Raw genomic sequence first — 22090 nt, 5'->3', positions numbered from 1 at the left:
GTCAGTAGGCCCACTCCTGGTGCCAACCGTCTACCTCGTCGGCCTTGCGCGAGGCCGGCCCGGTGTAGATCGCCGAAGGCCGGATCAGCCGGCCGGTGCGCTTCTGCTCCAGGATGTGTGCCGACCAGCCTCCGGTGCGGGCACAGGTGAACATCGAGGTGAACATGTGCGGCGGCACCTGGGCGAAGTCCAGCACGATCGCGGCCCAGAACTCGACGTTGGTCTCCAGCACCCGGTCCGGACGGCGCTCACGGAGCTCGGCCAGAGCTGCCTTCTCGAGCGCCTCCGCGACCTCGTAGCGAGGCGCGTTCAGCTCGCGGGCGGTGCGGCGCAGCACACGCGCCCGCGGATCCTCGGCCCGGTAGACCCGGTGGCCGAAGCCCATCAGCCGCTCGCCGTTGTCCAGCAGCTCCTTGACGTACGGCGCGGCGTCGCCGCGCCGCTCGACCTCCTCGATCATGCCGAGGACGCGTGACGGTGCGCCGCCGTGCAACGGACCGCTCATCGCGCCGACGGCTCCGGAGAGCGCAGCACACGAGTCGGCACCGGTCGACGTGATCACCCGGGCGGTGAAGGTGGAGGCGTTCATTCCGTGCTCGGCCGCCGACGACCAGTAGGCGTCCACGGCGCGCACGTGAGCCGGGTCCGGCTCGCCCTGCCAGCGGATCATGAACCGCTCGGCGATCGTCGATGCCTTGTCGACCTCGCGCTGGGGCACCATCGGCTGGCCGACGCCGCGGGCGGCCTGGGCGACGTACGAGAGCACCATGACGGCCACCCGGCCGAGGTCCTCGCGGACCTGGACGTCGTCGATGTCGTAGGTCTGCCGGATGCCCCACGCCGGAGCGAGCATCGCGATCGCGCTCTGCACGTCGACACGGATGTCGCCCGAGTGCACCGGCAGGGGATAGGGCTCAGCTGGCGGCAGGCCCGGCTCGTAGGCGCCGTCGACCAGCAGGCCCCAGACCTTCTCGAAGGGGATCCTGCCGACGATCTCCTCGATGTCGACGCCGCGGTAGCGGAGCGCCGACCCTTCCTTGTCCGGCTCGGCGATCTCCGTCTCGAAGGCGATGACGCCCTCGAGCCCGTGGTGTACCTCGGTCATGCCATCTCCTTGGTGGTCGAGCTCGGTCGAGACCGGTCCGTCGCCGCCGACGTGCGGGTCGCGCACCGTGGGCCTCTCGGCATTCTGCCGTACGCCTCGCCGACGCCGATAACCTCCGTCCATGGATCCGGAGACGACCGACATCGCCTCGCTGCGCGCCGAGTACCAGCTCGCCGGCCTCGAGGAGTCCGACCTCGCGCCCAACCCCTACGCAATGTTCCGGGACTGGTTCGAGGGCGCCCGGGCGGCGGGGGTCGTCGAGCCGAACGCGATGGTGCTGTCGACCGTGTCGGTCGACGGGCAGCCCTCGTCCCGGACGGTGCTGCTGAAGGGGCTGACCGACGACGGCTTCGTCTTCTTCACCAACTACGAGTCGCGCAAGGCTCGCGAGCTCGCGGCCGGCCCGCACTGCAGCCTGCTGTTCGGCTGGTACCAGCTCCAGCGCCAGGTTCGCGTCGAGGGCGCCGCCGGCCGGATCGCGCGCGAGGAGACCGAGGCGTACTTCGCCTCGCGGCCCCGGGACTCGCAGCTGGGTGCCTGGGCATCGGCCCAGTCGACGGTGGTCGGTTCGCGCGCGGAGCTCGAGGCGGCGTACGCCGAGGCCGAGGCCCGCTTCGCCGGTGCCGAGGTTCCGGCACCGCCGCACTGGGGTGGTTACCTCGTCGTTCCCGAGCAGGTGGAGTTCTGGCAGGGCCGCCGCAGCCGGATGCACGACCGGCTCGTCTACCGGCGAGCAGGTGCCGGCTGGACGACCGAGCGGCTGGCGCCGTGAGTCGTGTTGCAACCGGTCTTCAGTCCTCGCGGAGCACCGCGACATCGCCCGCAGCGACCTCGTGCAGGCCGGTCTGGCCGGTCAAGAGGTCGGTCCCGGTCACCGGCACCTTGACGGCCTCGTCGGTGTGGTTGATGACGAAGAGGAACGACCCGGCCTGGCCGACCCGGCGGACCGCCTCGACACCGACGGGCAGGCCGTCGACGGCCGCCCGGACGCCCGCCTCGTCGAAGAGCCGGGAACCCAGTGCGGCCAGCCCGCTGTCGGACAGCTCCGTGCCGACGTACCAAGCGGTACCGCGTCCCACCGGTCGGCGCGTCACCGCCGGTGATCCCGCGCAGCTTCCCGCCGCGTACGACGAGACCACCTCGGCTCCGTCGGCCTCTCCCAGCTCGCTCCAGATCGAGCCGCCGTCCAGGGCAGTGAGCGGGACGGTGCCCCCGGCGGGCAGCGGGTGGAACTCCTCGATGCGGACCCCGAGCAGGTCGCGCAGGGCACCGGGGTACCCACCGAGCCGGATCCGGTCCTGCTCGTCGACGATGCCCGAGAAGTAGGTCACCACCAGCGTCCCGCCCGCGCCGACGTAGTCCTCGAGCCGGGCCGCGGCGCCGTCGCTGAGCAGGTACTGCACCGGCAGGACCACCAGGCCGTACGCCGACAGGTCGTCGTCGATCCCGACCACGTCGACGCCGATGGTGCGCTCCCAGCAGAGCCGGTGCCAGCGCCGGGCGCTCGCCAGCGGGTCGACGTCGACCGACGGGTGCGAGTCGAGCTCGGTGGCCCACCACGACGGCCAGTCGAAGACCAGTGCCACCGGCGCAGGGGCCGTGCGGCTGCCGGAGACCTCGGCGAGCGCCTCGACGTCGGCGCCGAGCCGGACGACGTCGCGCCACAGCCGGCTCCGGGTGCCGGCGTGGGGCACCATCCCCGAGTGGAACTTCTCCGCGCCCGCGCGCGAGGCGCGCCACTGGAAGAACATCGCGCCGTCCGCGCCGCGGGCGATGTGCTGCAGGGAGTTGCGGCGCATCTCGCCGGCTCCCTTGGCGAGGTTGCGCGGTTGCCAGTTGACCGCGGAGGTGGAGTGCTCCATGAGCAGCCACGGCCGTTGTCCCGCGAGTGATCGCAGCAGGTCGGCCGTCATCGCCAGCTGTTGCGTGCGCTCGGGATCCTCGGCGAGGAGGTAGTGGTCGTTGGACACGACATACCGCTCGGGATCGAGGTCGCGCAGCCACGCGCGATAGTCGAGCGGCTTGAAGAAGCCCATGAAGTTCGTGGTCAGCGGCTTGCCGGACACGGCCGTCACCGCATCGATCTCGGCCTGCAGGCACGCGCGCTGCTCGTCGGAGGAGAACCGCCACCAGTCCAGCTGCTGGCCCGGGTTGGCGAACGAGTGGTACGCGACCTCCCGGGGCGGCTCGACCTGGTCCCAGTCGCCGTACCGCTGGCTCCAGAACGCGGTGCCCCAGGCGTCGTTGAGCGCGTCCAGGTCGGCGTACCGCTCGCGCAGCCAGCGGCGGAACGCGGTCGCCGAGGTCGCGCAGTAGCAGTGCCAGTTGTGGCAGGCGTACTCGTTGTTCAGGTGCCACATCACCACCCCGGGGTGGTCCGCGTAGCGCCTCGTCATCGCGTCGGCCAGCCGGGCAGCGGCGCCGCGGTACTGCGGCGACGACGGGCAGTACGCCTGCCGGCTGCCGAAGGCGCGCCGGACCCCCCGCTCGTCGACCAGGGCGGCCTCGGGGTGCTGGTGAAGGAACCAGGCCGGCGGTGATGCCGTGCCGGTGGCCAGGTCGACCGCGATGCCGCCCGCGTGCAGCCGGTCGAGCACCCGGTCGAGCCACTCGAACTCGTGGCGTCCGGGCTCCGGCTCCAGGAGCGCCCAGGAGAAGATCCCGACGCTGACGAGGTTGACCCCGGCCTCCTGCATGAGGGCGACGTCCTGCTCGTGGACGTCCTCCGGCCACTGCTCGGGGTTGTAGTCACCGCCGAACGCCAGGCGTCCCCCCAGCGCGGTCGTCACGGCCTCCATCGCGGACACGTGCGCTACTCCTTCGTGCTGCCGAGGGTCAGCCCGGCGATGAACTGGCGCTGCAGCACGAGGTACACCACCAGCGTGGGCACCGCGATGATCAGGGCACCCGCCGAGAGCAGGTTGTTGTTCACCGCGTAGTTGCCCTTCAGGTCGTTGAGCGCGGTCGTGATCGGGTACTTCGACCCGTTCGAGATCAGGGCCAGCGCCCAGAAGAAGTCGTTGTAGATCCAGGTGGTCAGCAGCGTCGCCATGGCCGCCAGCGCCGGACGGCACAGCGGCAGCGTGATCCGCCAGTACTGCGTCCACACCGACGCACCGTCGACGACCGCTGCCTCCGTGATGCTCTCCGGCACCGACTGCATGAAGTTGCTCAGGACGAAGACGCAGAACCCGAGCTGGAACGACACGTTGATGATCACCAGCCCGGCCAATGAGTCGTAGAGCTTCCCCGAGTCGCTGAGCCAGTCCGGGACCATCACGTTGTTGTAGATCTTGAACAGCGGCGCCAGGAACACCTGCTGCGGCAGCAGGTTGCCGGCGGTGAAGACCAGCAGCAGCACGAGGCCGAAGCGGAGCTTGAGGCGCGCCACGACGAAGGCGAGCGCGGAGGCGATCAGCAGGGTGAGCACGACGGCGGGCACGGTGATCCACAGCGAGTTGAAGAAGTAGTGCGAGACGTTCCCGTTGACCCAGGCGTCCTTGTAGTTCTGCAGGGTCAGCGATCGCGGCCACGACACGTAGCCGTACTTGTTGGTCTCCTCGAGCGGCCGGAAGGAGAGGTAGACCGCCCACAGCACCGGCACGATCCAGATCACTGCGGCAACGAACAGGAAGACCTGCGCGCCGATGTTGCCGACGCGGTGCGACTCCCCGACGATCCCGCCGGAGGGGCGTCGGGTCCGGGGTCGCCGTGCCGAGTCGGGCGACGCCGGCGCCAGCGTGCCGCCGGCCATCAGGCGTTCCCCTTGCGGAACTGCTGCACCAGGAAGACGGTGATCGGCACGATCGAGATCATCAGCAGGATGACGCCAAGGGCGGAGCCGTAGCCGATCCGGTTCCCCGGGCCGGTGATCTGCTGGGTGATCATCGCGGAGATCAGCTGGAGGCCGATGCCGCCCTGGTTGGTGATGTAGACGAGGTCGAACGCGCGCAGCGACTCGATCACCGTCACCACGATGACGACCGCGTTGATCGGCCGCATCACGGGGAAGATCACCCGCCAGAAGGTCTGCCAGCTGCTCGCGCCGTCAAGCGCGGCCGCCTCGCGCAGGGCCGGGTCGACGGCCTTGAGCCCGGACAGGTAGAGCACCATGATGTAGCCGGTCTGTCGCCAGGACGCCTCGACGAGGACCGCCCACAGGTTGATGTGCGGGTTGCCCAGGAAGTCGACGCCCCCCGACGATCCGTGGCCGATCACGGTGTTCAGCAGTCCGCCGTTGGTGGTGTAGATGATCTGCCAGATGATCCCGATCAGCGCCAGTGACAGCATCACCGGCAGGAAGAAGATGCTCTGGTAGATCCGGCTGCCCCGCAGGCCCCGGTCCAGCAGCACCGCGAAGAGCATCCCCAGCGGGGTCGCGATGAACACGAACACCAGCAGCCACGTGACGTTGTGCCGTACGGCGGGCCAGAAGGACGGGTCCACCTTGGCCAGCGTGTGGTAGTTGTCCAGGCCGATCCACTTCACCGGCGCGGCGCCGGTCGCGTTCGTGAACGAGTACACCGTCGTGGCGATCGCCGGTCCCCAGATGAAGGCGAGGTCCAGGAGGACCGGGATCCCGATCATCACGGCCACCACGATGCGGTCGCGCCCGGTGAGCCGGACCGGTCCCCGGCGGGCTCGCCGGGGCCGGGCCGCGCGTGTGTCGGTGCTCATCGGTCAGTCGGCGGAAGGATGGCAGGCACCCCTCAGGCGAAGATCGTCTTGGCCTGCGACTCCAGCGACTGGCACACCGCCTGGGAGTCCTGGTCGTTGACGAACTGCTGGAGGGCGTTCTGGACCACAGGAGAGGCGAAGTCCGGGCGCGTGTCGCGGTCGAGGAACTGGGCGATGTTCTTGGTGTTCTTGATGATCTCCGCCGAGTCCTTCTGCAGCTGGTTGTAGGTGCTCTCGTCGTAGTCGGACGCGGTCCCGACGTCGGTCGGGTCGGACGCTAGGTAGGTCTGCTCGGCGGCCGCGGTGCCGAGGTACTCCAGGAACTTCACCGCACCTGCCTTGTTCTTCGGGTTCTTCGACATCATGAAGCCGTCGATCGGCGCGTCGATGCCGCTGTCGGTCGGGTTCGCCGAGTCGATCTCCGGGAACGGGAAGAACTTGAGGTCGGCGAGGTTCTCGGGGGTGAACTGCTGGCCCACCTGGCCGGCACCCTGGAACATCATCCCGGCCTTCTTGTTCTGGAGCGCCTGGGCGCCTTCCTCCCAGGTGAGGCCGTTCGGCCCGCTGCTGTAGTACTGGAAGAGCTCCTTCCACTGGTCGAAGACCGCGACCACCTTGGCGTCGGTCCACGACTCCTTGTGCGCCATCAGGTCGACGTGGAACTGGTAGCCGTTCAGCCGCATGTTCAAGATGTCGAAGGTGCCCATGGCGGGCCAGCCGTCCTTGTCGGTGAAGGAGATCGGGGTGAGCCCGTCGGCCTTCATCTTCTTGCACAGCGCGATCAGGTCGTCCCAGGTCGCGGGGACCTCGTAGCCCTTCTCGTCGAAGACGCTCTTGCGGTAGTTCATCACCCAGGGGTAGTTGTACAGCGGCACGAAGTAGTAGTGGCCGTCCTCGGCCTTGGAGGCGTTCTTGATCGAGTCCGGGAAGCTGCCACCGATCTTGTCCCAGACGTCGTCGATCGGTGAGGCGAGGTTCTGGGCGGCGAAGAACTTCATCCGGTAGCCGGCGAACCAGGAGAAGACGTCGTCCGGGGTGCCCTGCAGGTAGGTCTGGATCTTGTTCTGGAAGGTGTTGTGGTCGACCGTGTTGACCTTGGCGGTCAGGCTCGAGGACTTGTCGAACCCGGCGGCGACTGCCGCAAATGCCTTCTTCACGCCCGCGTCGGAGTAGTTCGACCCGATCGTCACCGTCTTCGAGCCCGAGCCGGACGACGAGTCGGAGCCGCCGCAGGCGGCCAGCAGGCTGGACGAACCGCCCACTGCGATGGCGGCCAGGCCGCCCTTGAGCAGGGACCGTCGGCTGTACGCGCTGCGGTCGAGGGACTCCAACGTCATCACTACCTCCATGGATGTCAACAGTTTCAAACGAAATCGCTCAGAAACTGGCAGTAGTCAACCGTGTGAGCGCGGTCACTGTCAACGGCTGGACGGGTCCGTTTCGTCGGCGACTGCGTCGGCACCGTCGGGACCGTGCGCCTCGACCACGACCACGTTCGCGACCCGCTCGCGCAGCTGGTCGAGTGCACGGACGGGGAGTCCGCTGTCGGTGATCACCGTGTCGGCTGCCGAGAGCGGCGCGATGCCGGCGAACCCGATGACGCCCCACTTGGAGGAGTCCGCCACGACCACGACCTCGCGCGCCGCAGCGATGAGAGCCTGGTCGGTCTTGGCCTCGGCCAGGTTCGGTGCGGTGAAGCCGGCGTTCCGGTCCATGCCGTGCACACCGAGGAAGAGCTGGTCCACGTGCACGCCGGCGATCGAGTGGTCGGCGATCGGGCCGACCAGCGCTGCGCTCGGCGTACGCACGCCTCCGGTGAGGATCACCGGCATCTGCTCGTTCTCCACGGCGATCGCGTCGGCGACGACGGGCGAGTTCGTGACCACGGTGAGGTTCGCGATCTTGGCCACCAGGACGCCCATCGACCAGGTCGTGGTGCCGGCGGACAGGGCGATGGCGCCCGAGGGCCGGATCATCGCGGCGGCGGCGGCGGCGATCGCCAGCTTGGCCGGCTCGGCGAGCCGGCTCTTCGCCTCGAACCCGGGCTCGAAGGTCGCCTGCCGCGCGACGACCGCGCCGCCGTGGACCTTCTCGACGAGCCCCTCGTTGCTCAGGTGCTCGAGGTCGCGACGGATGGTCATGTCGGAGACGCCGAGGAGGCCGGTGAGGTCGGCCACCTTGACCGCGCCGCTGCGGCGCAGCTCGGACAGGATCTGTCGCCTGCGCTGCTGTGCCAACATCTGGATCCCCATTTCACGACGCAACTCAACAGGATCTAACATGCCCGCGACCGTTGCTGGCAAGAGCGCCGGACGGGTCCGCTGGTCCCGGCACGCTGCGCGCCGCGGAGAAAACCGGTTGTGAGTGAGCACTCACTCATTTACGCTCGCGGGCATGGTGACCCGCGAACGTGCCCGCCCGTTGCCGGCCGACGAGCGCCGGGCGACGATCCTCGCCGCGGCGCGCGCGCTGGTGCTGGAGCACGGCCGCGCCACCACGACGCGGCTGATCGCCGAGGCCGCGGGCGTGGCGGAGGGGACGATCTTCCGCAGCTTCGCGACCAAGGAGGAGCTGTTCGACGCGGTCATCGAGCAGGAGTTCGACCCGGAGCCGTTCCTGGCGGCGATCAGCCGGATCGATCTCGCCCAGCCACTCGAGCAGCGGCTCGTCGAGGCGGTCTCGCTGCTGCAGCGGCGCTTCGTGCGCATCTTCGCGCTGATGATCGCCCTCGGCGTACGCCGCCCGCCCGAGCGCATCGGCGCACCCGAGCTGCGCGAGCGGCTCGCACGGGAAGGCGTCGGGCGCCTGGTGGCCCCCGATGCCGACCGGTTCAGGGTGCCGACCGAGGAGGTCGTGCAGCTGCTGCGCCTGCTCACGTTCTCGGGGAGCCACCCGCACATCTCGGACCAGCGGATGCTGAGCGCCGAGCAGATCGTCGACGTCGTGCTGCACGGGACCCTGCGGTCCGCTGCCGCCGACGGCGAGCACACGGAGGGAAGCTAGATGCTGATCAGTCTCGTCCGGGAGCACCTGCAGCCGTACCGCCGGCAGCTCGCCGTCGTGGTCGCGCTCCAGTTCGTCGGCACGGTGGTGATGCTCTACCTGCCGAAGATCAACGCCGACATCATCGACAAGGGCGTGATCGCCGGCGACACCGGCTACATCGTCCGCCGCGGCGGCTTCATGCTGGCCGTCTCGTTCCTGCAGATCCTCTGCTCGATCGCCGCGGTGTGGTTCTCTGCGCGCACCGCGATGGCGTTCGGCCGCGACCTGCGCGGCGCGATCTTCCACCGCGTGGGGTCGTTCTCGGCTCGGGAGGTCCAGCACTTCGGGGCGCCGTCGCTGATCACCCGCGAGACCAACGACGTCCAGCAGGTCCAGATGCTCGTCCTCATGGGCGGCACCCTCATGGTGGCGTCCCCGATCATGATGGTCGGCGGCGTCGTGATGGCCGTGCACGTGAACGCCGGCCTGTCCTGGCTGGTGGTCCTGGTCGTCCCGGTGCTGTCGGTCTCGATCGGCTTCATCGTGACCCGGATGGTCCCGAACTTCCGGCGCATGCAGGAGCGGGTCGACGAGGTCAACCGGCTTCTCCGCGAGCAGATCACCGGTGTCCGCGTCGTCCGGGCATTCGTGCGCGAGCAGCACGAGACCCAGCGGTTCGCCGAGGCGAACGAGGACCTCACTGAGGTCTCCGTGCGGGCGGGCCGGTGGATGGCCGGCATGTTCCCGACGGTCATGCTGGTCGCCAACGTCGCCTCGGTGGCCGTGCTGTGGTTCGGGGGCCACCGCGTCGAGTCGGGCCAGATGGAGGTCGGCGAGCTGACCGCCTACCTGTCCTACCTGATGCAGATCGTGATGTCGGTGATGATGGCGACCTTCATGATGATGATGATCCCGCGCTCCGCGGTGTGCGCGGACCGGATCGTCGAGGTGCTGGACACGCAGAGCTCGGTGGTGCCGGCGGCCGAGCCGGTCGGCGACGTCCACGACCTCGGCTCGATCCGCTTCGAGGACGTCCAGTTCGCCCATCCGGGCGCCGACGTCCCCGTCGTGCGCGGGGTCTCGCTGGAGGCCGGCCCCGGCCAGACGATCGCGATCATCGGCTCGACCGGCGCCGGCAAGACCACCATGCTCAACCTCATCCCGCGCCTGTACGACGTGACGGCGGGCAGCGTGCTGGTCGGCGGCGTCGACGTCCGCCGGCTCGACCTCGACGTGCTGTGGTCGCGGATCGGGCTGGTGCCGCAGAAGGCGTTCCTGTTCACCGGCACGGTCGCCAGCAACCTGCGCTACGGCAAGCCCGACGCGACCGACGACGAGATGTGGGACGCCCTGGAGATCGCCCAGGCCCGCGACTTCGTCGAGGCCATGCCCGACGGGCTGGAGTCGACGATCGCCCAGGGCGGGTCCAACCTGAGCGGCGGCCAGCGACAACGGCTGGCGATCGCACGCGCGGTGATCCGGCGCCCGGAGATCTACCTCTTCGACGACTCGTTCTCCGCCCTCGACCTGGCCACCGACGCGAGGTTGCGCGCGGCGCTCGCCCCGGTGACAAGGGAGGCGACGGTGCTGATCGTCGCCCAGCGGGTCTCCACGATCCGTAACGCCGACCAGATCCTCGTCGTCGAGGACGGCCAGGTGGTCGGCCGGGGCACGCACACGTCACTGCTCGACTCGTGCACGACGTACCAGGAGATCGTCGCGTCCCAGCTCAGCGCGGAGGAGGCGGCATGACGGTCTCGACGGACTCGACCGAGTCGGCCACCGGCGGCGGCACCGAGCTCAAGGAGACCGAACGGGTCCAGGCCGGGCCCGGCCCGGGACGCGGCCCGTTCGGCGGTCCCATGGTCGGCCAGAAGGCCTCGCGTTTCGGCCCGTCGGCCAAGCGCCTCGTCCGCCGGATGCGCCCCGAGCGGACGAAGGTGGGTGCGGTCCTCGCGCTCACGGTCGTCAGCGTCGGCCTCAGCGCGATCGGCCCGCGCATCCTCGGCAAGGCGACCGACCTGATCTTCACCGGCCTGATCGGCGGCAGGCTGCCGGCGGGCGTGACCAAGGCCCAGGCGGTGTCGAGCCTGCGCGACCGCGGACAGGACAAGGTCGCCTCACTGGTCGCATCGCTCGACGTCACCCCGGGGCAGGGCGTGGACTTCGACGCCGTCGGCCACGTGCTGCTCGTGGTCCTCTCGGTCTACCTGCTCGGTGCTGCGCTCGCCTGGCTGGCGGGCTACCTGCTCAACGACGTCGTGCAGGGCACCGTGCTGCGGATGCGCGCCGAGGTCGAGGACAAGGTCAACCGGCTCCCGCTCAGCTACTTCGACAAGCAGCCGCGCGGGGAGCTGCTGTCCCGGGTGACCAACGACATCGACAACCTCAGCCAGTCGCTGCAGCAGACGATGAGCCAGCTGCTCACCTCGATCCTCACCGTCGTCGCGGTGCTCGCGATGATGCTGTGGATCTCCCCGTTGCTCGCGCTGGTGGCGTTGATCTCGGTCCCGCTGTCGATGGTGGTGACCGGCGCGGTGATGAAGCGCTCGCAGGGCATGTTCGTCCAGCAGTGGCGGCGCACCGGCCGGCTCAACGCGCACATCGAGGAGACCTTCTCCGGCCATGCGCTGGTCAAGGTCTACGGCCGCCAGCCCGAGGCAGAGCGGGTCTTCGCGGAGGAGAACGACGAGCTCTACAAGGCGTCGTTCTCGGCGCAGTTCGTCAGCGGACTGATCATGCCGATCATGATGTTCATCGGGAACCTCAACTACGTGCTGGTGGCCGTGATCGGCGGCCTCCGCGTGGCCAGCGGCACCCTGTCGCTCGGCGAGGTGCAGGCCTTCATCCAGTACAGCCGGCAGTTCACCCAGCCGCTTGCGCAGGTCGCGTCGATGACCAACCTCCTGCAGTCGGGGGTCGCGTCGGCCGAGCGCGTCTTCGAGCTCCTCGACGCCCCCGAGGAGGAGGCAGAGGGCACCGGCCCGGTCGCCGCTGCGGACCGTCGCCGTGGCGAGGTTCGCTTCGAGCACGTGTCGTTCTCCTACGACCCGCAGCGGCCGCTGATCCACGACCTGTCGCTGGTCGCCCAGCCCGGCCACACAGTCGCGATCGTCGGGCCCACCGGCGCCGGGAAGACCACGCTGGTCAACCTGGTGATGCGCTTCTACGAGGTGGACGCAGGCCGGATCACGCTCGACGGCGTCGACATCGCCTCGATCCCGCGCGGGGAGCTGCGCGCCCAGACCGGCATGGTCCTGCAGGACACGTGGCTCTTCGAGGGCACCATCCGCGACAACATCGCCTACGGCAGGCCCGGGGCGACCGAGGAGCAGATCCTGGAGGCGGCCACGGCCACGTTCGTCGACCGGTTCGTGCACTCGCTGCCGGACGGCTACGACACGGTCATCGACGAGGAGGGCTCGAACCTCTCCGCCGGCGAGCGGCAGCTGGTGACGATCGCGCGCGCGTTCCTCTCCGACCCGGCGTTGCTGATCCTCGACGAGGCGACGTCCTCGGTGGACACCCGCACCGAGCTGCTGCTGCAGCAGGCGATGGCGGCGCTGCGCTCGGACCGGACGTCGTTCGTGATCGCCCACCGGCTCTCCACGATCCGCGACGCCGACCTGATCCTGGTCATGGAGGACGGCGCGATCGTCGAGCAGGGCACCCACGACGAGCTGCTTGCGTCCGGCGGTGCCTACGCGCGGCTCTACAACTCGCAGTTCACGGCGCCGCTGGCCGCCGAACCCGCCTGAGGACCGGAGCCGATAACCCTTTGTCCGCGGCGGTGCGGGAACGTACCGTGGTCGGACACGGGAAAGGAGGTGGTCCGAGGAATGAGTTCTTCTAGGACACGTGAGGTGGCTGCGCGCTAGCAGCACACCCTCGCTGGCGTGGTGCGCTGGCGAATCCGAATGCAGTCACCCGACCCGCAGGCGACCGGACAGTCCGCCGGTACCTCCCGCGCATCGCGCGCAGGACGCCTGCGGGTCGCTGCATGCCCGGACGGCTCGCGGCGTGTGACCTCCGTGACAGAAGGTTGCACGAGCCAACTAGATAGTTGCATACTACAACCATGACGCAGAGCTCCACGACGACCCACGCACCCCGCCCCACCCGCACCCCCGCCGTCTCGGCCGAGGCCGCCGGCGAGATGACGCACCGCGAGATCCTCGAGGCGCTCAGCGGCCTGCTGATCGCGATGTTCGTCGCGATGCTGTCGAGCACGGTGGTCTCCAACGCGCTGCCGAGGATCGTCACCGACCTCAACGGCAGCCAGTCGGGCTACACGTGGGTCGTCGTCGCGACGCTGCTCACGATGACAGCGAGCACCCCGGTCTGGGGCAAGCTGGCCGACCAGTTCAACAAGAAGGTGCTGGTGCAGAGCGCACTGGTGATCTACGTGATCGGCTCACTGATCGCCGCGACCGCTCCGTCCATGGGCGTGCTGATCGGCGCCCGCGCCGTGCAGGGCCTCGGCGTCGGTGGGCTCACCGCCCTGGTCCAGGTCGTGATCGCCTCGATGGTCACCCCGCGTGAGCGCGGGCGCTACTCCGGCTACCTCGGCGCCGTGTTCGCGCTGGCGACGGTGAGCGGTCCGCTGATCGGCGGACTGCTGGTCGACGCCCCGGGCCTGGGCTGGCGCTCGTGCTTCTACGTCGGCATCCCGATCGCGGCGATTGCGTTCGTCGTGCTGCAGAAGAAGCTGCACCTCCCCGTCGTGCGCCGCGAGGTGCACATCGACTACCTGGGCGCGGGCCTGATCGTCTCCGGCGTCTCGGCCCTGCTGGTCTGGGTCTCCCTCGCGGGCAACGACTTCGCGTGGCTCTCCGGCACCAGTGCGGCACTGGTCGCCCTCGGGATCGTGCTCCTGGTCGCTGCGGTGTACGTCGAGATGAGGGTCGCCGTCGAGCCGGTCATCCCGACCCGCCTCTTCCGCGACCGCACGACCGCGCTCGCCACGCTCGCCAGCGTGCTCGTCGGAGTCGCGATGTTCGGCGCGACCGTCTACCTCTCCCAGTACTTCCAGATCGCCCGCGGCATGAGCCCGACGCACGCCGGCCTGATGTCGATCGCCATGGTCGGCGGCCTGCTCGTCTCCAGCATCGTCAGCGGCCGGGCGATCACGCGGACGGGCCGCTGGAAGGTGTTCCTGGTCGGCGGCATGGTGCTGGTCGTCGTGGGCCTGCTCCTGCTCAGCTTCATCGACGAGAAGACGCCCCTGGTGGTCGTGGGCGCCTTCATGGCCGTCCTCGGCATCGGCCTCGGCTCGACGATGCAGAACCTCGTCCTCGCGGTGCAGAACAACACCGCGCAGGCCGACATGGGGTCCGCGAGCGCCGTGGTCGCCTTCTTCCGCTCCATGGGCGGTTCGGTCGGCGTCTCCGCGCTCGGCGCCGTGCTGAGCTCGCAGGTCTCCGAGAAGGTCACCAGCGGACTCGCGGCCCTGCACATCTCCACCGACTCCCACCAGAGCCACCAGATCCCGGACCTGAAGACGCTGCCGGGCCCGGTGCGGGCGGTCTTCGAGCACGCGTTCGGAGCTTCCACCGGCGAGCTCTTCCTGATCGCGACGCCCTTCGCCTTCCTCGCGCTGGTCGCGGTGCTGTTCATCCGCGAGGTCCCGCTGCGGACCACGATCGAGCGCGCCGACGAGGTCGAGCCGGAGGTCGCGGCATGACCACGACGAGCGCGACCGGCCCGACGACCGACGAGCGCCGGGACGCCGCTGTGCGCACCCTCGAGCACGAGATCGGGCTGCTGCTCCGGCGGATCCGGCGCGGGATCGCCGAGCGGGCGCTGCAGGTGCATCCCGAGCTGAACCCGACGTCCTACACGCTGCTGGGCACCCTGAGCGACTTCGGGCCCAGGCGCGCGGCGGAGCTGGCCGAGCTGTTCGCGATGGACAAGGGCACCGTGAGCCGCGTCGTCCACCAGCTCCTCGAGCTGGGCCTCGTGGAGCGCTCACCCGATCCCGCCGACGGACGCGCCTCGATCATCTCGGTGACCGCCGACGCGAGGAGCCGGCTCGCGCACATGCACGAGCTGCGGCGCGAGCTGATCGGGCAGCGGCTCGCCGACTGGGGTCCCGAGGACATCGAGCACCTGGGCAGCGAGCTGGGCCGGTTCAACAACGTGGTCTTCGACCCCGCGACCTGATCAGGCAGGTCTCGACACGGTCGGACGCGCCTTCTTCCCTCAGGGGCGCTCCCGGGTCCTTGCGTTGAGCTTTGTCGAGACGACCACCGACAGGCTGATCCGCTGACGCGCCTCAGGCCTCGGGAACCCAGACCTTCTTGGCCAGCAGCAGGCCGTCGCCGACCGGCAGCAGGACCGGCACGAGCCGCTCGTCCTCGCGGACCGTCCGCCCCAGCTCGCGGATGGCCGTCGTCGCGGGGTCGCGCTGCGCGGGGTCGGCGACGCGGTCGTGCCAGAGCGCGTTGTCGAAGGCCACCACGCCGCCGGGACGCAGGAGTCGGAGCGCCTCGGCCAGGTACTCGACGTACTCCTCCTTGTCGCCGTCGGCGAAGACCAGGTCGTAGTGGCCGTCGGTGAGCCGCGGCAGCACCTCGAGCCCTGCTCCGGGGATCAGCCGGGCGCGTTGCGGCGGGATGCCGGCCTCGGTGAACGTCTCCTTGGCGAGCCGCTGGTGCTCGGCCTCGGTGTCGACCGAGGTGAGCACGCCGTCGGGACGCATCCCGCGCAGCATCCACAGGCCGGAGACGCCGGTACCGGTGCCGATCTCGACGACCGCACGCGCGTCGAGCACTGAGGCCAGGAAGCGGAGAGCCGCCCCGGCTCCGGCACCGATGGGGACCACGCCGACCTCTTCAGCGCGGGCGCGGGCGCCGGCGAGGATCTCGTCCTCGCCGACGTACTCCTCGGAGTGGGTCCAGCTCGCAGGCTTGGGTGCGGTGACGATGACGGCCTCCTCGATCAGCGGGTGGCGACGGTGGTCGAGCCCAGTCGAAACCCTACCGCCGCGTGAGCGCCCGGCCGGGGAACACGGGAGTGGCTCGGCCCGTTGTCCTGGTGAGCACCGATTGACGGCCCTGCCTCAGTGCCGTCTCAGCGGGCTCTCATGATCGGTTCCTAGCGTGGAGGTCAGAAACGTCGATGGTCCGGATCACCGACCTCAGCCGCAGGAACAAGGAGCGCCCGATGGCCACCTCTCCCCAGCCGACCACCCCCGAGGGTGAGGTCGCGGGCGTCCCCTCCTGGGAGCAGATCGTCGAAGACCACTCCGCCCGGGTCTACCGGCTCGCCTACCGCCTGACCGGCAACGCCCACGATGCCGAGGACCTCACCCAGGAGGTCTTCGTGCGGGTCTTCCGGTCGCTGCACACCTACACCCCGGGCACGTTCGAGGGCTGGATCCACCGGATCACCACGAACCTCTTCCTCGACACGGCTCGTCGCAAGAGCCGGATCCGCTTCGACGCCCTGCCCGACGACGCCGACAACCGGCTGCCGAGCCCGGTGGCGACACCGGACGCCGCGTACCTCAACCAGACCTTCGACGCGGACATCGAGGCCGCGCTGGCTTCCCTGTCCCCGGACTTCCGGGCGGCGGTCGTGCTCTGTGACGTCGAGGGACTGACGTACGAGGAGATCGCCGACGTCCTCGACCTCAAGATGGGCACGGTGCGCTCGCGCATCCACCGCGGCCGGGCGATGCTGCGCTCGGCCCTGGCGCACCGGGCTCCGAGCGGCGGCCGGATGCGCGTCGCCGGTCCGCTGCTCGCGGGACGGTCCGCCAGGTGATCCTCAAGCTCCACGGCCACATCGGCTCGACCGCGTCGGCGCTGGTCGACGGTCAGCTGTCCCCGGCCGAGGAGGAGCGAGCCTGGAAGCACGTCCTGGGCTGTCCGGGCTGTCGCCGGCTCGTGGAGAAGGAGGGCTGGCTCAAGCAGCGCCTCGCCGGGCTCAGCCTGCCCCCGGTGACCGCCCCGCCCTCGCTGATGGGCTCGCTGTACGACGTCGACGCGTGGGCCGCGGTCGACGAGATCGAGCGGCGCTCCACGCGGCGCCGGGCCACGACCGCCCTGGTGGGCGCCGGCTCGGTCAGCTTCGCCGTGCTCGCCGTCATGGCCGTCACGTCCCCGCCCGCGGGCCTGGGTGAGGTGCCCGGCAACCGGGCGCCGGCGATGATCAACCGGTCCACGCCGTCGGTCGCGGACAGCGCGGGCACGGGCGCGACCGCGGACGTCGAGAACGCTGCCTTCGGGGGTAGGACAAGATAGTCGCGTGAGCGATCGCGACGACCAGGACCCGCAGCGTGCCAACGGGTCCCCGGAGCAGCCGGCCTGGGCTCCGCCGGACCCCGAGCAGGTCCAGCTGCCCGCTGAGGAGCAGCCGGCTGCGGAAGCTGCCCAGTCGCCCGCGCAGTGGCCCGCCCCGTCGCCCGAGCAGCTACCGGACCAGTCGCCGGAGCCCACCCGCCCCTACCCGGGCACGTTCGGCCAGCCGGACCAGGCCTGGCCGCAGCCCGAGATCACCCCCCAGGCCCCGACGCCCGCGTACGGGCCGCTGCCGGCGTACTCGTCCAGCCCCGAGCCCGCGTCGACCTCACGCCTGCCGGGCTGGACCTGGCCGCTGGTCAGCGTGCTGGCCCTCCTGCTCGGCGTCGCCGGCGGCGCGGTGGCCGGCGCGCTCGTGGCCGACGACAACGGCAGCAGCAGCGGGTCCGGCGGCGTGCTGCAGGTGCCGCGCCGGACGGCGCCGCCGCTCGATGCGGACAACCGGAGCATCGCCTCAGTCGCGGCGAAGGTGCTGCCGAGCACGGTGCAGATCATCGCCGAGTACAACGGCAAGGCGCAGGGGGCGACCGGATCGGGCTTCGTCCTCGACGAGCAGGGCCACGTGATCACCAACAACCACGTCGTCGCGGAGGCTGCCGGCGACGACGGGCCGATCGAGGTGATCGACCACGACGGTCGCCACATGACCGCCACCGTGGTCGGCCGCAGCAGCGTGTACGACATCGCCGTGCTGCAGGTGAAGGGCGCCGAGAGCCTGCCGCCGGTGTCGGTGGGCTCCGCCGACCAGATGCACGTGGGGGAGACCGTGGTCGCGTTCGGATCACCGCTCGGCCTGTCCGCGACGGTCACCAGCGGCATCATCAGCGCGGTCAACCGTCCGGTCACGACCAGCGGCGAGGCCGGCGACTCCTCCTACATCAACGCCGTCCAGACCGACGCCGCCATCAACCCCGGCAACTCAGGCGGGCCGCTGGTCAACCTGCAGGGCCAGGTCATCGGGGTCAACTCGGCGATCGCGTCGCTGGGTTCGTCCGCGACGACCGACGAGGGCGGCAACATCGGCGTCGGCTTCGCGATCCCGATCGAGCAGGTCGAGGTCACCACCGACCAGATCCTGCGCACCGGCAAGGCGCAGTACCCGGTGATCGGCGCCAACGTGCAGGGCACGGCGAAGCTCGACGGCGCCAAGGTCGAGAGCATCGCCGCGGGCAGCCCGGCGAGCAAGACCGACCTGAAGGTCGGTGACGTGATCGTCAAGGTCGACGGAAAGCCGGTGACCGGCTCGATCGACGTCGTCGTCGCGGTCCGCGCCCACCAGCCCGGGGAGAAGGTGACCTTGACGGTGCGTCGCGACGGCAAGGAGCACGAGATCGTCGTCGGGCTCCAGGCGAAGACCGGCTAGGTCGCCTCTGCGTCGTACGGCGGGCGCTCGTCGAGTCCCAGGACGGGGCGGGTGGTCCGGTCCGCCGGCCTGCCGGTCGGGTCGAGGTCGTCCTCCTCGAGGGCCTCGAGGATGTGCCGGCGGATGGCCACGCGCGGGTCGAGGTCGGTGAGCTTGAGGTCGGAGTACTCCGGCCCCAGCTCCTCGCGCAGGTCCTGCTGGGCTGCCTGGGCGAAGTTGCGCAGCTGGCGCACCATCCGGCCGGCCTGCCGCGCGTACTCGGGCAGCCGGTCGGGGCCGAACACGATCACGGCGACCAACACGATAACCCCGAGCTCGGGGATGCCGACGCCGAACATGGAGTAAGCCTAGAGACCAGCGTTGAAGGAGATCAGGGTTTCGACCCGCCGCTGCGGGTTCGCAAGCTCTCCCGCAGGCTTGCTCAACCTCTTCGCGTCGTGACCTTGTTCGTTCCTCACAAGGTCACGGCTCAGAACTTCGCCGACGGCGTGAGCCCCAGCTGCATCCCTGCGAGGCCGCGGCCGCGGCCGGCGAGCTTGTCGGCGATCGCCAACAGCGCCGCGGCCGACGGTGAGGTCGGGTCGGCGTCGACGACCGGCTTTCCGGAGTCACCGCCCTCGCGCAGCGACAGGTCGACGGGGACCTCCCCGAGCAGCGGTACGTCGTACCCGAACCGGGCGGTCAGGGTCGCGGCCACGCGGGCGCCACCGCCGGCCCCGAAGATCTCGAGCCGGTGCTCCTTGCCCTCGGGCGTGCAGTGCGGGCAGGGCAGGAAGGACATGTTCTCCACGACGCCCACCACCCGCTGGTGCATCATCGAGGCCATCGTGCCGGCCCGCTCGGCGACCTCGGCGGCCGCTTCTTGCGGAGTGGTCACGACGATGACCTCGGCGTTGGGGAGGTGCTGGCCCAGCGAGATCGCGACGTCGCCGGTGCCGGGAGGCAGGTCGAGGAGGAGGACGTCGAGGTCACCCCAGTAGACGTCGGCGAGCATCTGGACCAACGCCCGGTCGAGCATCGGACCACGCCAGGCGACCACCTGGTCGCGACGGGGCTTCAACATCCCGATCGAGATCACCGAGACGCCGCTCGACGTCGGCACCGGCATGATCAGGTCGTCTACCTGGGTCGGCCGGCTGTCGGCCACGCCGAGCATCGCGGGCACCGAGTGGCCGTAGATGTCCGCGTCGACGACGCCGACCTTCTGGCCCTGCGCGGCGAACGCCAGCGCCAGGTTCACCGTGACCGAGGACTTGCCGACGCCGCCCTTGCCGGAGGCGATCGCGAGCACCTTGGTCAGGGAGCCGGGCTTCGCGAACGGGATCTCGCGCTGCGCCTGGCCGTCGCGGAGGACCTCCTGCAGGCCGGCCCGCTGCTCGGCGGTCATCACGCCGAGCTCGAGGTCGACCGCCGTCACGCCGGTGACCGTGGAGACGGCCGCGGTGACGTCGCGGTTGATGGTGTCCTTCAACGGGCAGCCGGCGACGGTGAGCAGCACCTTGACCGAGACCTTGCCGGTGTCGTCCACGTCGACCGACTCGACCATCCCGAGGTCGGTGATCGGGCGCTTGATCTCGGGGTCGTTCACGGTCGCAAGGGCAGCGTGGATCTGCTCGAGGACGGGGGATGTCATGGTGGCGAGCCTACGCGTCGGACCCGCCCGACCGGTCGGGGTGTCCGGGGACTATGGCACACCTCACTCCGGCGCGAGCTCGGTCTCGGAGTCCTCGGCGCGCTGGCGCTCCTCGAGCTCCTCGAGGAGGTCTCGCAGCTCCGAGCGCAGGAAGTCGCGGGTGGCGACCTCGCCCAGTGCCATCCGGAGGGATGCGACCTCGCGGGCGAGGAACTCCATGTCGGCGTGCGCCCGGGCGTTGGCCTGCCGGTCCTGCTCGGTGACGACCCGGTCGCGCAGCTCCTGGCGGTTCTGAGCCAGCAGGATCAGCGGTGCGGCGTACGACGCCTGGAGGCTGAGGATCAGCGTCAGGAAGATGAACGGGTACGCGTCGAACCGCGCGCCTTCTGGCGCCAGCCAGTTCCACCCGATCCAGACGACGACCACGAGGGTCATGTAGATCAGGAAGCGTGCCGTGCCGAGGAAGCGCGCGAACCGCTCGGCGAAGCGGCCGAGCCGGTCCTGGTCGGGGGCGGTGGCACGGTCGAGGATCCGGCCGAGCACCGGGCTGCGGAGCTCGCGCGGCAGGTCCAGGCGAGGCGTGCGCGAGCGCTCGTCGGGCTTCTTCTCCGACCTCTTCTCCAGCTTCCGGTCCGGCCGGCGCCCCTCGGGGGACATCGTGGTCATGCCGTGCCGACCTTCGGGTCCCGCCAGCCCTCGGGCAGCAGGTGGTCGAGCAGGTCGTCCACGGTGACCGTGCCGAGCAGGCGGCCGTCCTCGTCGACCACCGGCGCCGCGACCAGGTTGTAGGTGGCCAGGAACGTCGCGACGTCCTGCAGCGTCGCGTCGGCGTGGAGGTAGTTGATCCCGGTGTCCAGGACGCCGGCGACGAGCTCGGAGGGCGGTTCGCGGAGCAGGCGCTGGATGTGCGCGACGCCGAGAAGCTTGCCGGTCGGCGTCTCGAGGGGGGCGCGGCAGACGTAGACGAGCGCGGCGAGCGACGGGGTCAGGTCCTCGTTGCGCACCCGGGCCAGCGCCTCGGCCACCGTGGCGTCGGGCGGGAGGATCACCGGCTCGGGCGTCATCATGCCGCCGGCGGTCTCCTCGCCGTACGACATCAGCCGGCGGACGTCCTTGGCCTCGTCGGGCTCCATCAGCTCGAGCAGGTGGGCCGCGGTCTCGGGCGGCAGGTCGTTGATCAGGTCGGCGGCGTCGTCGGCCGACATCTCCTCGAGCACGTCGGCCGCGCGCTCGTGGGTGAGGCGCTCCAGGATCTCGACCTGGTCCTCCTCGGGCAGCTCCTCGAGGACCTCGGCCAGCCGCTCGTCGTCCAGCGCCGCGACGACCTGACCGCGTCGTTCCGGGGTGAGCTCGTGGATGACGTTGGCCGCGTCGGCGGGGCGCAGGTCGGAGAGCGAGGCGATCAGGTTGGTCGCACCCTGGTCGGCCTCGCGTCGCTGCAGGCCCTCGACCTCGTCCCAGGCGACGACGTGCGTCTGCCCGCGGCGCCGGAAGCCCTTCGTCGGCTCCTGGAGCGCCACCCGGGAGAGGACCCAGTCGCGGGTGCGGGTCTGCTCCATCGCGACGTCGTAGACGACGCCGACGACACCGGTGCTCTTCACCGTCACGGTGCGGTCGAGCATCTGGCCGATGACGAGCGTCTCGGCGGTGCGCTTCTCGAAACGGCGCATGTTGAGCAGTCCGGTGGTGATCACCTGGCCCGCGTCGATGTTGGTCACCCGCGTCATCGGCACGAAGACCGGTCGCTGCCCGAAGACCTCGACGACCAGGCCGACGACGCGCGGCTGGCGGACGTCTGAGCGCAGCACCACGACCACGTCGCGGACCTTGCCGACCTGGTCTCCCTGAGGGTCGAACACCTGCAGCCCCGCCAGCCGGGCGGCGAAGACGCGGGTCGGTGCGGTGCTCATACGGGGTCCCCGCGGCGTCGCGAGACCGAGGCGAGGTTCTCGCGGAGTCGCACGTCGCGACGTCGTGGGGTGTTCACGACGTTCAAGCCTAGGGGTTCGGGTAGTCGGCCTACG

Annotated in this window: 20 protein-coding genes; 9 read left to right on the top strand and 11 right to left on the bottom strand. The window is 70.2% G+C overall.

Annotated features, from left to right (window positions below):
• Nucleotide 1: 1 nt before the first annotated feature.
• Nucleotides 2–1105: a citrate synthase 2 gene (locus tag ACVW00_RS15910; protein WP_457111869.1), complete on the bottom strand. Its 1104-nt coding sequence runs from the start codon at nt 1103–1105 to the stop codon at nt 2–4.
• A 121-nt stretch (nt 1106–1226) separates the two neighbouring features.
• Here ACVW00_RS15910 and pdxH point away from each other — a divergent pair, with 121 nt between their 5' ends.
• Nucleotides 1227–1877, top strand: a complete 651-nt coding sequence (pdxH, locus tag ACVW00_RS15905; protein ID WP_457111868.1) for a pyridoxamine 5'-phosphate oxidase — start codon at nt 1227–1229, stop codon at nt 1875–1877.
• Nucleotides 1878–1896: 19 nt separating this feature from the next.
• Here the strand turns inward: pdxH and ACVW00_RS15900 are convergent, their stop codons facing one another.
• The 5 genes from ACVW00_RS15900 to ACVW00_RS15880 form a co-directional block, all read right to left on the bottom strand.
• Entirely contained in the window at nt 1897–3903 is a 2007-nt protein-coding gene (locus ACVW00_RS15900) for a beta-galactosidase (protein WP_457113126.1), read from the bottom strand.
• A 14-nt stretch (nt 3904–3917) separates the two neighbouring features.
• Complete coding sequence (locus ACVW00_RS15895; RefSeq protein ID WP_457111867.1) at nt 3918–4859, bottom strand: carbohydrate ABC transporter permease; 942 nt, start codon at nt 4857–4859, stop codon at nt 3918–3920.
• Nucleotides 4859–5782 (bottom strand): carbohydrate ABC transporter permease, encoded by a 924-nt coding sequence (locus ACVW00_RS15890; RefSeq protein WP_457111866.1) that lies wholly within the window; start codon nt 5780–5782, stop codon nt 4859–4861. The genes ACVW00_RS15895 and ACVW00_RS15890 overlap by 1 nt, the downstream gene beginning before the upstream one ends.
• A gap of 32 nt (nt 5783–5814) precedes the next feature.
• Nucleotides 5815–7119 (bottom strand): extracellular solute-binding protein, encoded by a 1305-nt coding sequence (locus ACVW00_RS15885; protein WP_457111865.1) that lies wholly within the window; start codon nt 7117–7119, stop codon nt 5815–5817.
• Between the two features lie 81 nt (nt 7120–7200).
• Nucleotides 7201–8034, bottom strand: coding sequence for a DeoR/GlpR family DNA-binding transcription regulator (locus ACVW00_RS15880; RefSeq protein ID WP_457111864.1), 834 nt, complete (start codon nt 8032–8034; stop codon nt 7201–7203).
• 142 nt (nt 8035–8176) lie between these two features.
• Here ACVW00_RS15880 and ACVW00_RS15875 point away from each other — a divergent pair, with 142 nt between their 5' ends.
• The 5 genes from ACVW00_RS15875 to ACVW00_RS15855 all read left to right on the top strand — a co-directional run bounded on the left by ACVW00_RS15875 (nt 8177) and on the right by ACVW00_RS15855 (nt 14929).
• The gene (locus tag ACVW00_RS15875) at nt 8177–8785 is read left to right on the top strand and encodes a helix-turn-helix domain-containing protein (RefSeq protein ID WP_457111863.1); all 609 of its coding nucleotides are present in this window, start codon (nt 8177–8179) and stop codon (nt 8783–8785) included.
• Nucleotides 8786–10519 (top strand): ABC transporter ATP-binding protein, encoded by a 1734-nt coding sequence (locus ACVW00_RS15870; protein WP_457111862.1) that lies wholly within the window; start codon nt 8786–8788, stop codon nt 10517–10519.
• Nucleotides 10516–12525, top strand: a complete 2010-nt coding sequence (locus tag ACVW00_RS15865) for an ABC transporter ATP-binding protein (protein ID WP_457111861.1) — start codon at nt 10516–10518, stop codon at nt 12523–12525. Before ACVW00_RS15870 ends, ACVW00_RS15865 begins: the two co-directional genes overlap by 4 nt.
• Before the next feature lie 320 nt (nt 12526–12845).
• Nucleotides 12846–14450 (top strand): MDR family MFS transporter, encoded by a 1605-nt coding sequence (locus ACVW00_RS15860; RefSeq protein ID WP_457111860.1) that lies wholly within the window; start codon nt 12846–12848, stop codon nt 14448–14450.
• Nucleotides 14447–14929 carry a MarR family winged helix-turn-helix transcriptional regulator gene (locus ACVW00_RS15855; protein WP_457111859.1) on the top strand — a complete coding sequence of 161 codons (483 nt, stop codon included), beginning with the start codon at nt 14447–14449 and terminating at the stop codon, nt 14927–14929. Before ACVW00_RS15860 ends, ACVW00_RS15855 begins: the two co-directional genes overlap by 4 nt.
• A gap of 112 nt (nt 14930–15041) precedes the next feature.
• On the opposite strand, the gene ACVW00_RS15850 is transcribed toward ACVW00_RS15855, so the two are convergent.
• A complete protein-coding gene (locus ACVW00_RS15850) occupies nt 15042–15590 on the bottom strand; it encodes an O-methyltransferase (RefSeq protein WP_457111858.1) in 549 nt (182 codons plus the stop codon).
• 341 nt (nt 15591–15931) lie between these two features.
• On the opposite strand from ACVW00_RS15850, the gene sigE reads away from it, so the two are divergent.
• From sigE to ACVW00_RS15835, 3 genes are read left to right on the top strand one after another with little or no spacing between them, the layout of a single operon-like run.
• Entirely contained in the window at nt 15932–16534 is a 603-nt protein-coding gene (gene sigE, locus ACVW00_RS15845; protein WP_457111857.1) for an RNA polymerase sigma factor SigE, read from the top strand.
• A complete protein-coding gene (locus ACVW00_RS15840) occupies nt 16531–17013 on the top strand; it encodes an anti-sigma factor family protein (protein WP_457111856.1) in 483 nt (160 codons plus the stop codon). Before sigE ends, ACVW00_RS15840 begins: the two co-directional genes overlap by 4 nt.
• A gap of 4 nt (nt 17014–17017) precedes the next feature.
• The gene (locus tag ACVW00_RS15835; RefSeq protein ID WP_457111855.1) at nt 17018–18433 is read left to right on the top strand and encodes a trypsin-like peptidase domain-containing protein; all 1416 of its coding nucleotides are present in this window, start codon (nt 17018–17020) and stop codon (nt 18431–18433) included.
• Here ACVW00_RS15835 and ACVW00_RS15830 read toward each other — a convergent pair.
• From ACVW00_RS15830 to ACVW00_RS15815, 4 genes are all read right to left on the bottom strand, one after another.
• Complete coding sequence (locus ACVW00_RS15830) at nt 18430–18771, bottom strand: sec-independent translocase (RefSeq protein ID WP_457111854.1); 342 nt, start codon at nt 18769–18771, stop codon at nt 18430–18432. The genes ACVW00_RS15835 and ACVW00_RS15830 overlap by 4 nt on opposite strands.
• Before the next feature lie 131 nt (nt 18772–18902).
• The gene (locus ACVW00_RS15825; protein ID WP_457111853.1) at nt 18903–20066 is read right to left on the bottom strand and encodes an Mrp/NBP35 family ATP-binding protein; all 1164 of its coding nucleotides are present in this window, start codon (nt 20064–20066) and stop codon (nt 18903–18905) included.
• Between the two features lie 63 nt (nt 20067–20129).
• On the bottom strand, nt 20130–20723 hold the full coding sequence (locus ACVW00_RS15820; RefSeq protein ID WP_457113125.1) for a DUF1003 domain-containing protein: 594 nt from the start codon (nt 20721–20723) through the stop codon (nt 20130–20132).
• A gap of 5 nt (nt 20724–20728) precedes the next feature.
• The gene (locus ACVW00_RS15815) at nt 20729–21976 is read right to left on the bottom strand and encodes a magnesium transporter MgtE N-terminal domain-containing protein (protein ID WP_457111852.1); all 1248 of its coding nucleotides are present in this window, start codon (nt 21974–21976) and stop codon (nt 20729–20731) included.
• Between the last annotated feature and the right edge of the window lie 114 nt (nt 21977–22090).

It is taken from the genome of Marmoricola sp. URHA0025 HA25, assembly GCF_054059435.1.
Note: the sequence above shows the minus strand (reverse complement) of the source record. Positions and strands in the feature narration are given on the sequence as shown.

What these genes read in the sequence shown, in the direction of transcription:
- ACVW00_RS15910 (WP_457111869.1), bottom strand. Translation starts at nt 1,105, where the DNA reads ATGACCGAGGTACACCACGGGCTCGAGGGCGTCATCGCCTTCGAGACG.
- pdxH (WP_457111868.1), top strand. Translation starts at nt 1,227, where the DNA reads ATGGATCCGGAGACGACCGACATCGCCTCGCTGCGCGCCGAGTACCAG.
- ACVW00_RS15900 (WP_457113126.1), bottom strand. Translation starts at nt 3,903, where the DNA reads ATGGAGGCCGTGACGACCGCGCTGGGGGGACGCCTGGCGTTCGGCGGT.
- ACVW00_RS15895 (WP_457111867.1), bottom strand. Translation starts at nt 4,859, where the DNA reads ATGGCCGGCGGCACGCTGGCGCCGGCGTCGCCCGACTCGGCACGGCGA.
- ACVW00_RS15890 (WP_457111866.1), bottom strand. Translation starts at nt 5,782, where the DNA reads ATGAGCACCGACACACGCGCGGCCCGGCCCCGGCGAGCCCGCCGGGGA.
- ACVW00_RS15885 (WP_457111865.1), bottom strand. Translation starts at nt 7,119, where the DNA reads ATGACGTTGGAGTCCCTCGACCGCAGCGCGTACAGCCGACGGTCCCTG.
- ACVW00_RS15880 (WP_457111864.1), bottom strand. Translation starts at nt 8,034, where the DNA reads ATGGGGATCCAGATGTTGGCACAGCAGCGCAGGCGACAGATCCTGTCC.
- ACVW00_RS15875 (WP_457111863.1), top strand. Translation starts at nt 8,177, where the DNA reads ATGGTGACCCGCGAACGTGCCCGCCCGTTGCCGGCCGACGAGCGCCGG.
- ACVW00_RS15870 (WP_457111862.1), top strand. Translation starts at nt 8,786, where the DNA reads ATGCTGATCAGTCTCGTCCGGGAGCACCTGCAGCCGTACCGCCGGCAG.
- ACVW00_RS15865 (WP_457111861.1), top strand. Translation starts at nt 10,516, where the DNA reads ATGACGGTCTCGACGGACTCGACCGAGTCGGCCACCGGCGGCGGCACC.
- ACVW00_RS15860 (WP_457111860.1), top strand. Translation starts at nt 12,846, where the DNA reads ATGACGCAGAGCTCCACGACGACCCACGCACCCCGCCCCACCCGCACC.
- ACVW00_RS15855 (WP_457111859.1), top strand. Translation starts at nt 14,447, where the DNA reads ATGACCACGACGAGCGCGACCGGCCCGACGACCGACGAGCGCCGGGAC.
- sigE (WP_457111857.1), top strand. Translation starts at nt 15,932, where the DNA reads ATGGCCACCTCTCCCCAGCCGACCACCCCCGAGGGTGAGGTCGCGGGC.
- ACVW00_RS15830 (WP_457111854.1), bottom strand. Translation starts at nt 18,771, where the DNA reads ATGTTCGGCGTCGGCATCCCCGAGCTCGGGGTTATCGTGTTGGTCGCC.
- ACVW00_RS15825 (WP_457111853.1), bottom strand. Translation starts at nt 20,066, where the DNA reads ATGACATCCCCCGTCCTCGAGCAGATCCACGCTGCCCTTGCGACCGTG.
- ACVW00_RS15820 (WP_457113125.1), bottom strand. Translation starts at nt 20,723, where the DNA reads ATGTCCCCCGAGGGGCGCCGGCCGGACCGGAAGCTGGAGAAGAGGTCG.
- ACVW00_RS15815 (WP_457111852.1), bottom strand. Translation starts at nt 21,976, where the DNA reads ATGAGCACCGCACCGACCCGCGTCTTCGCCGCCCGGCTGGCGGGGCTG.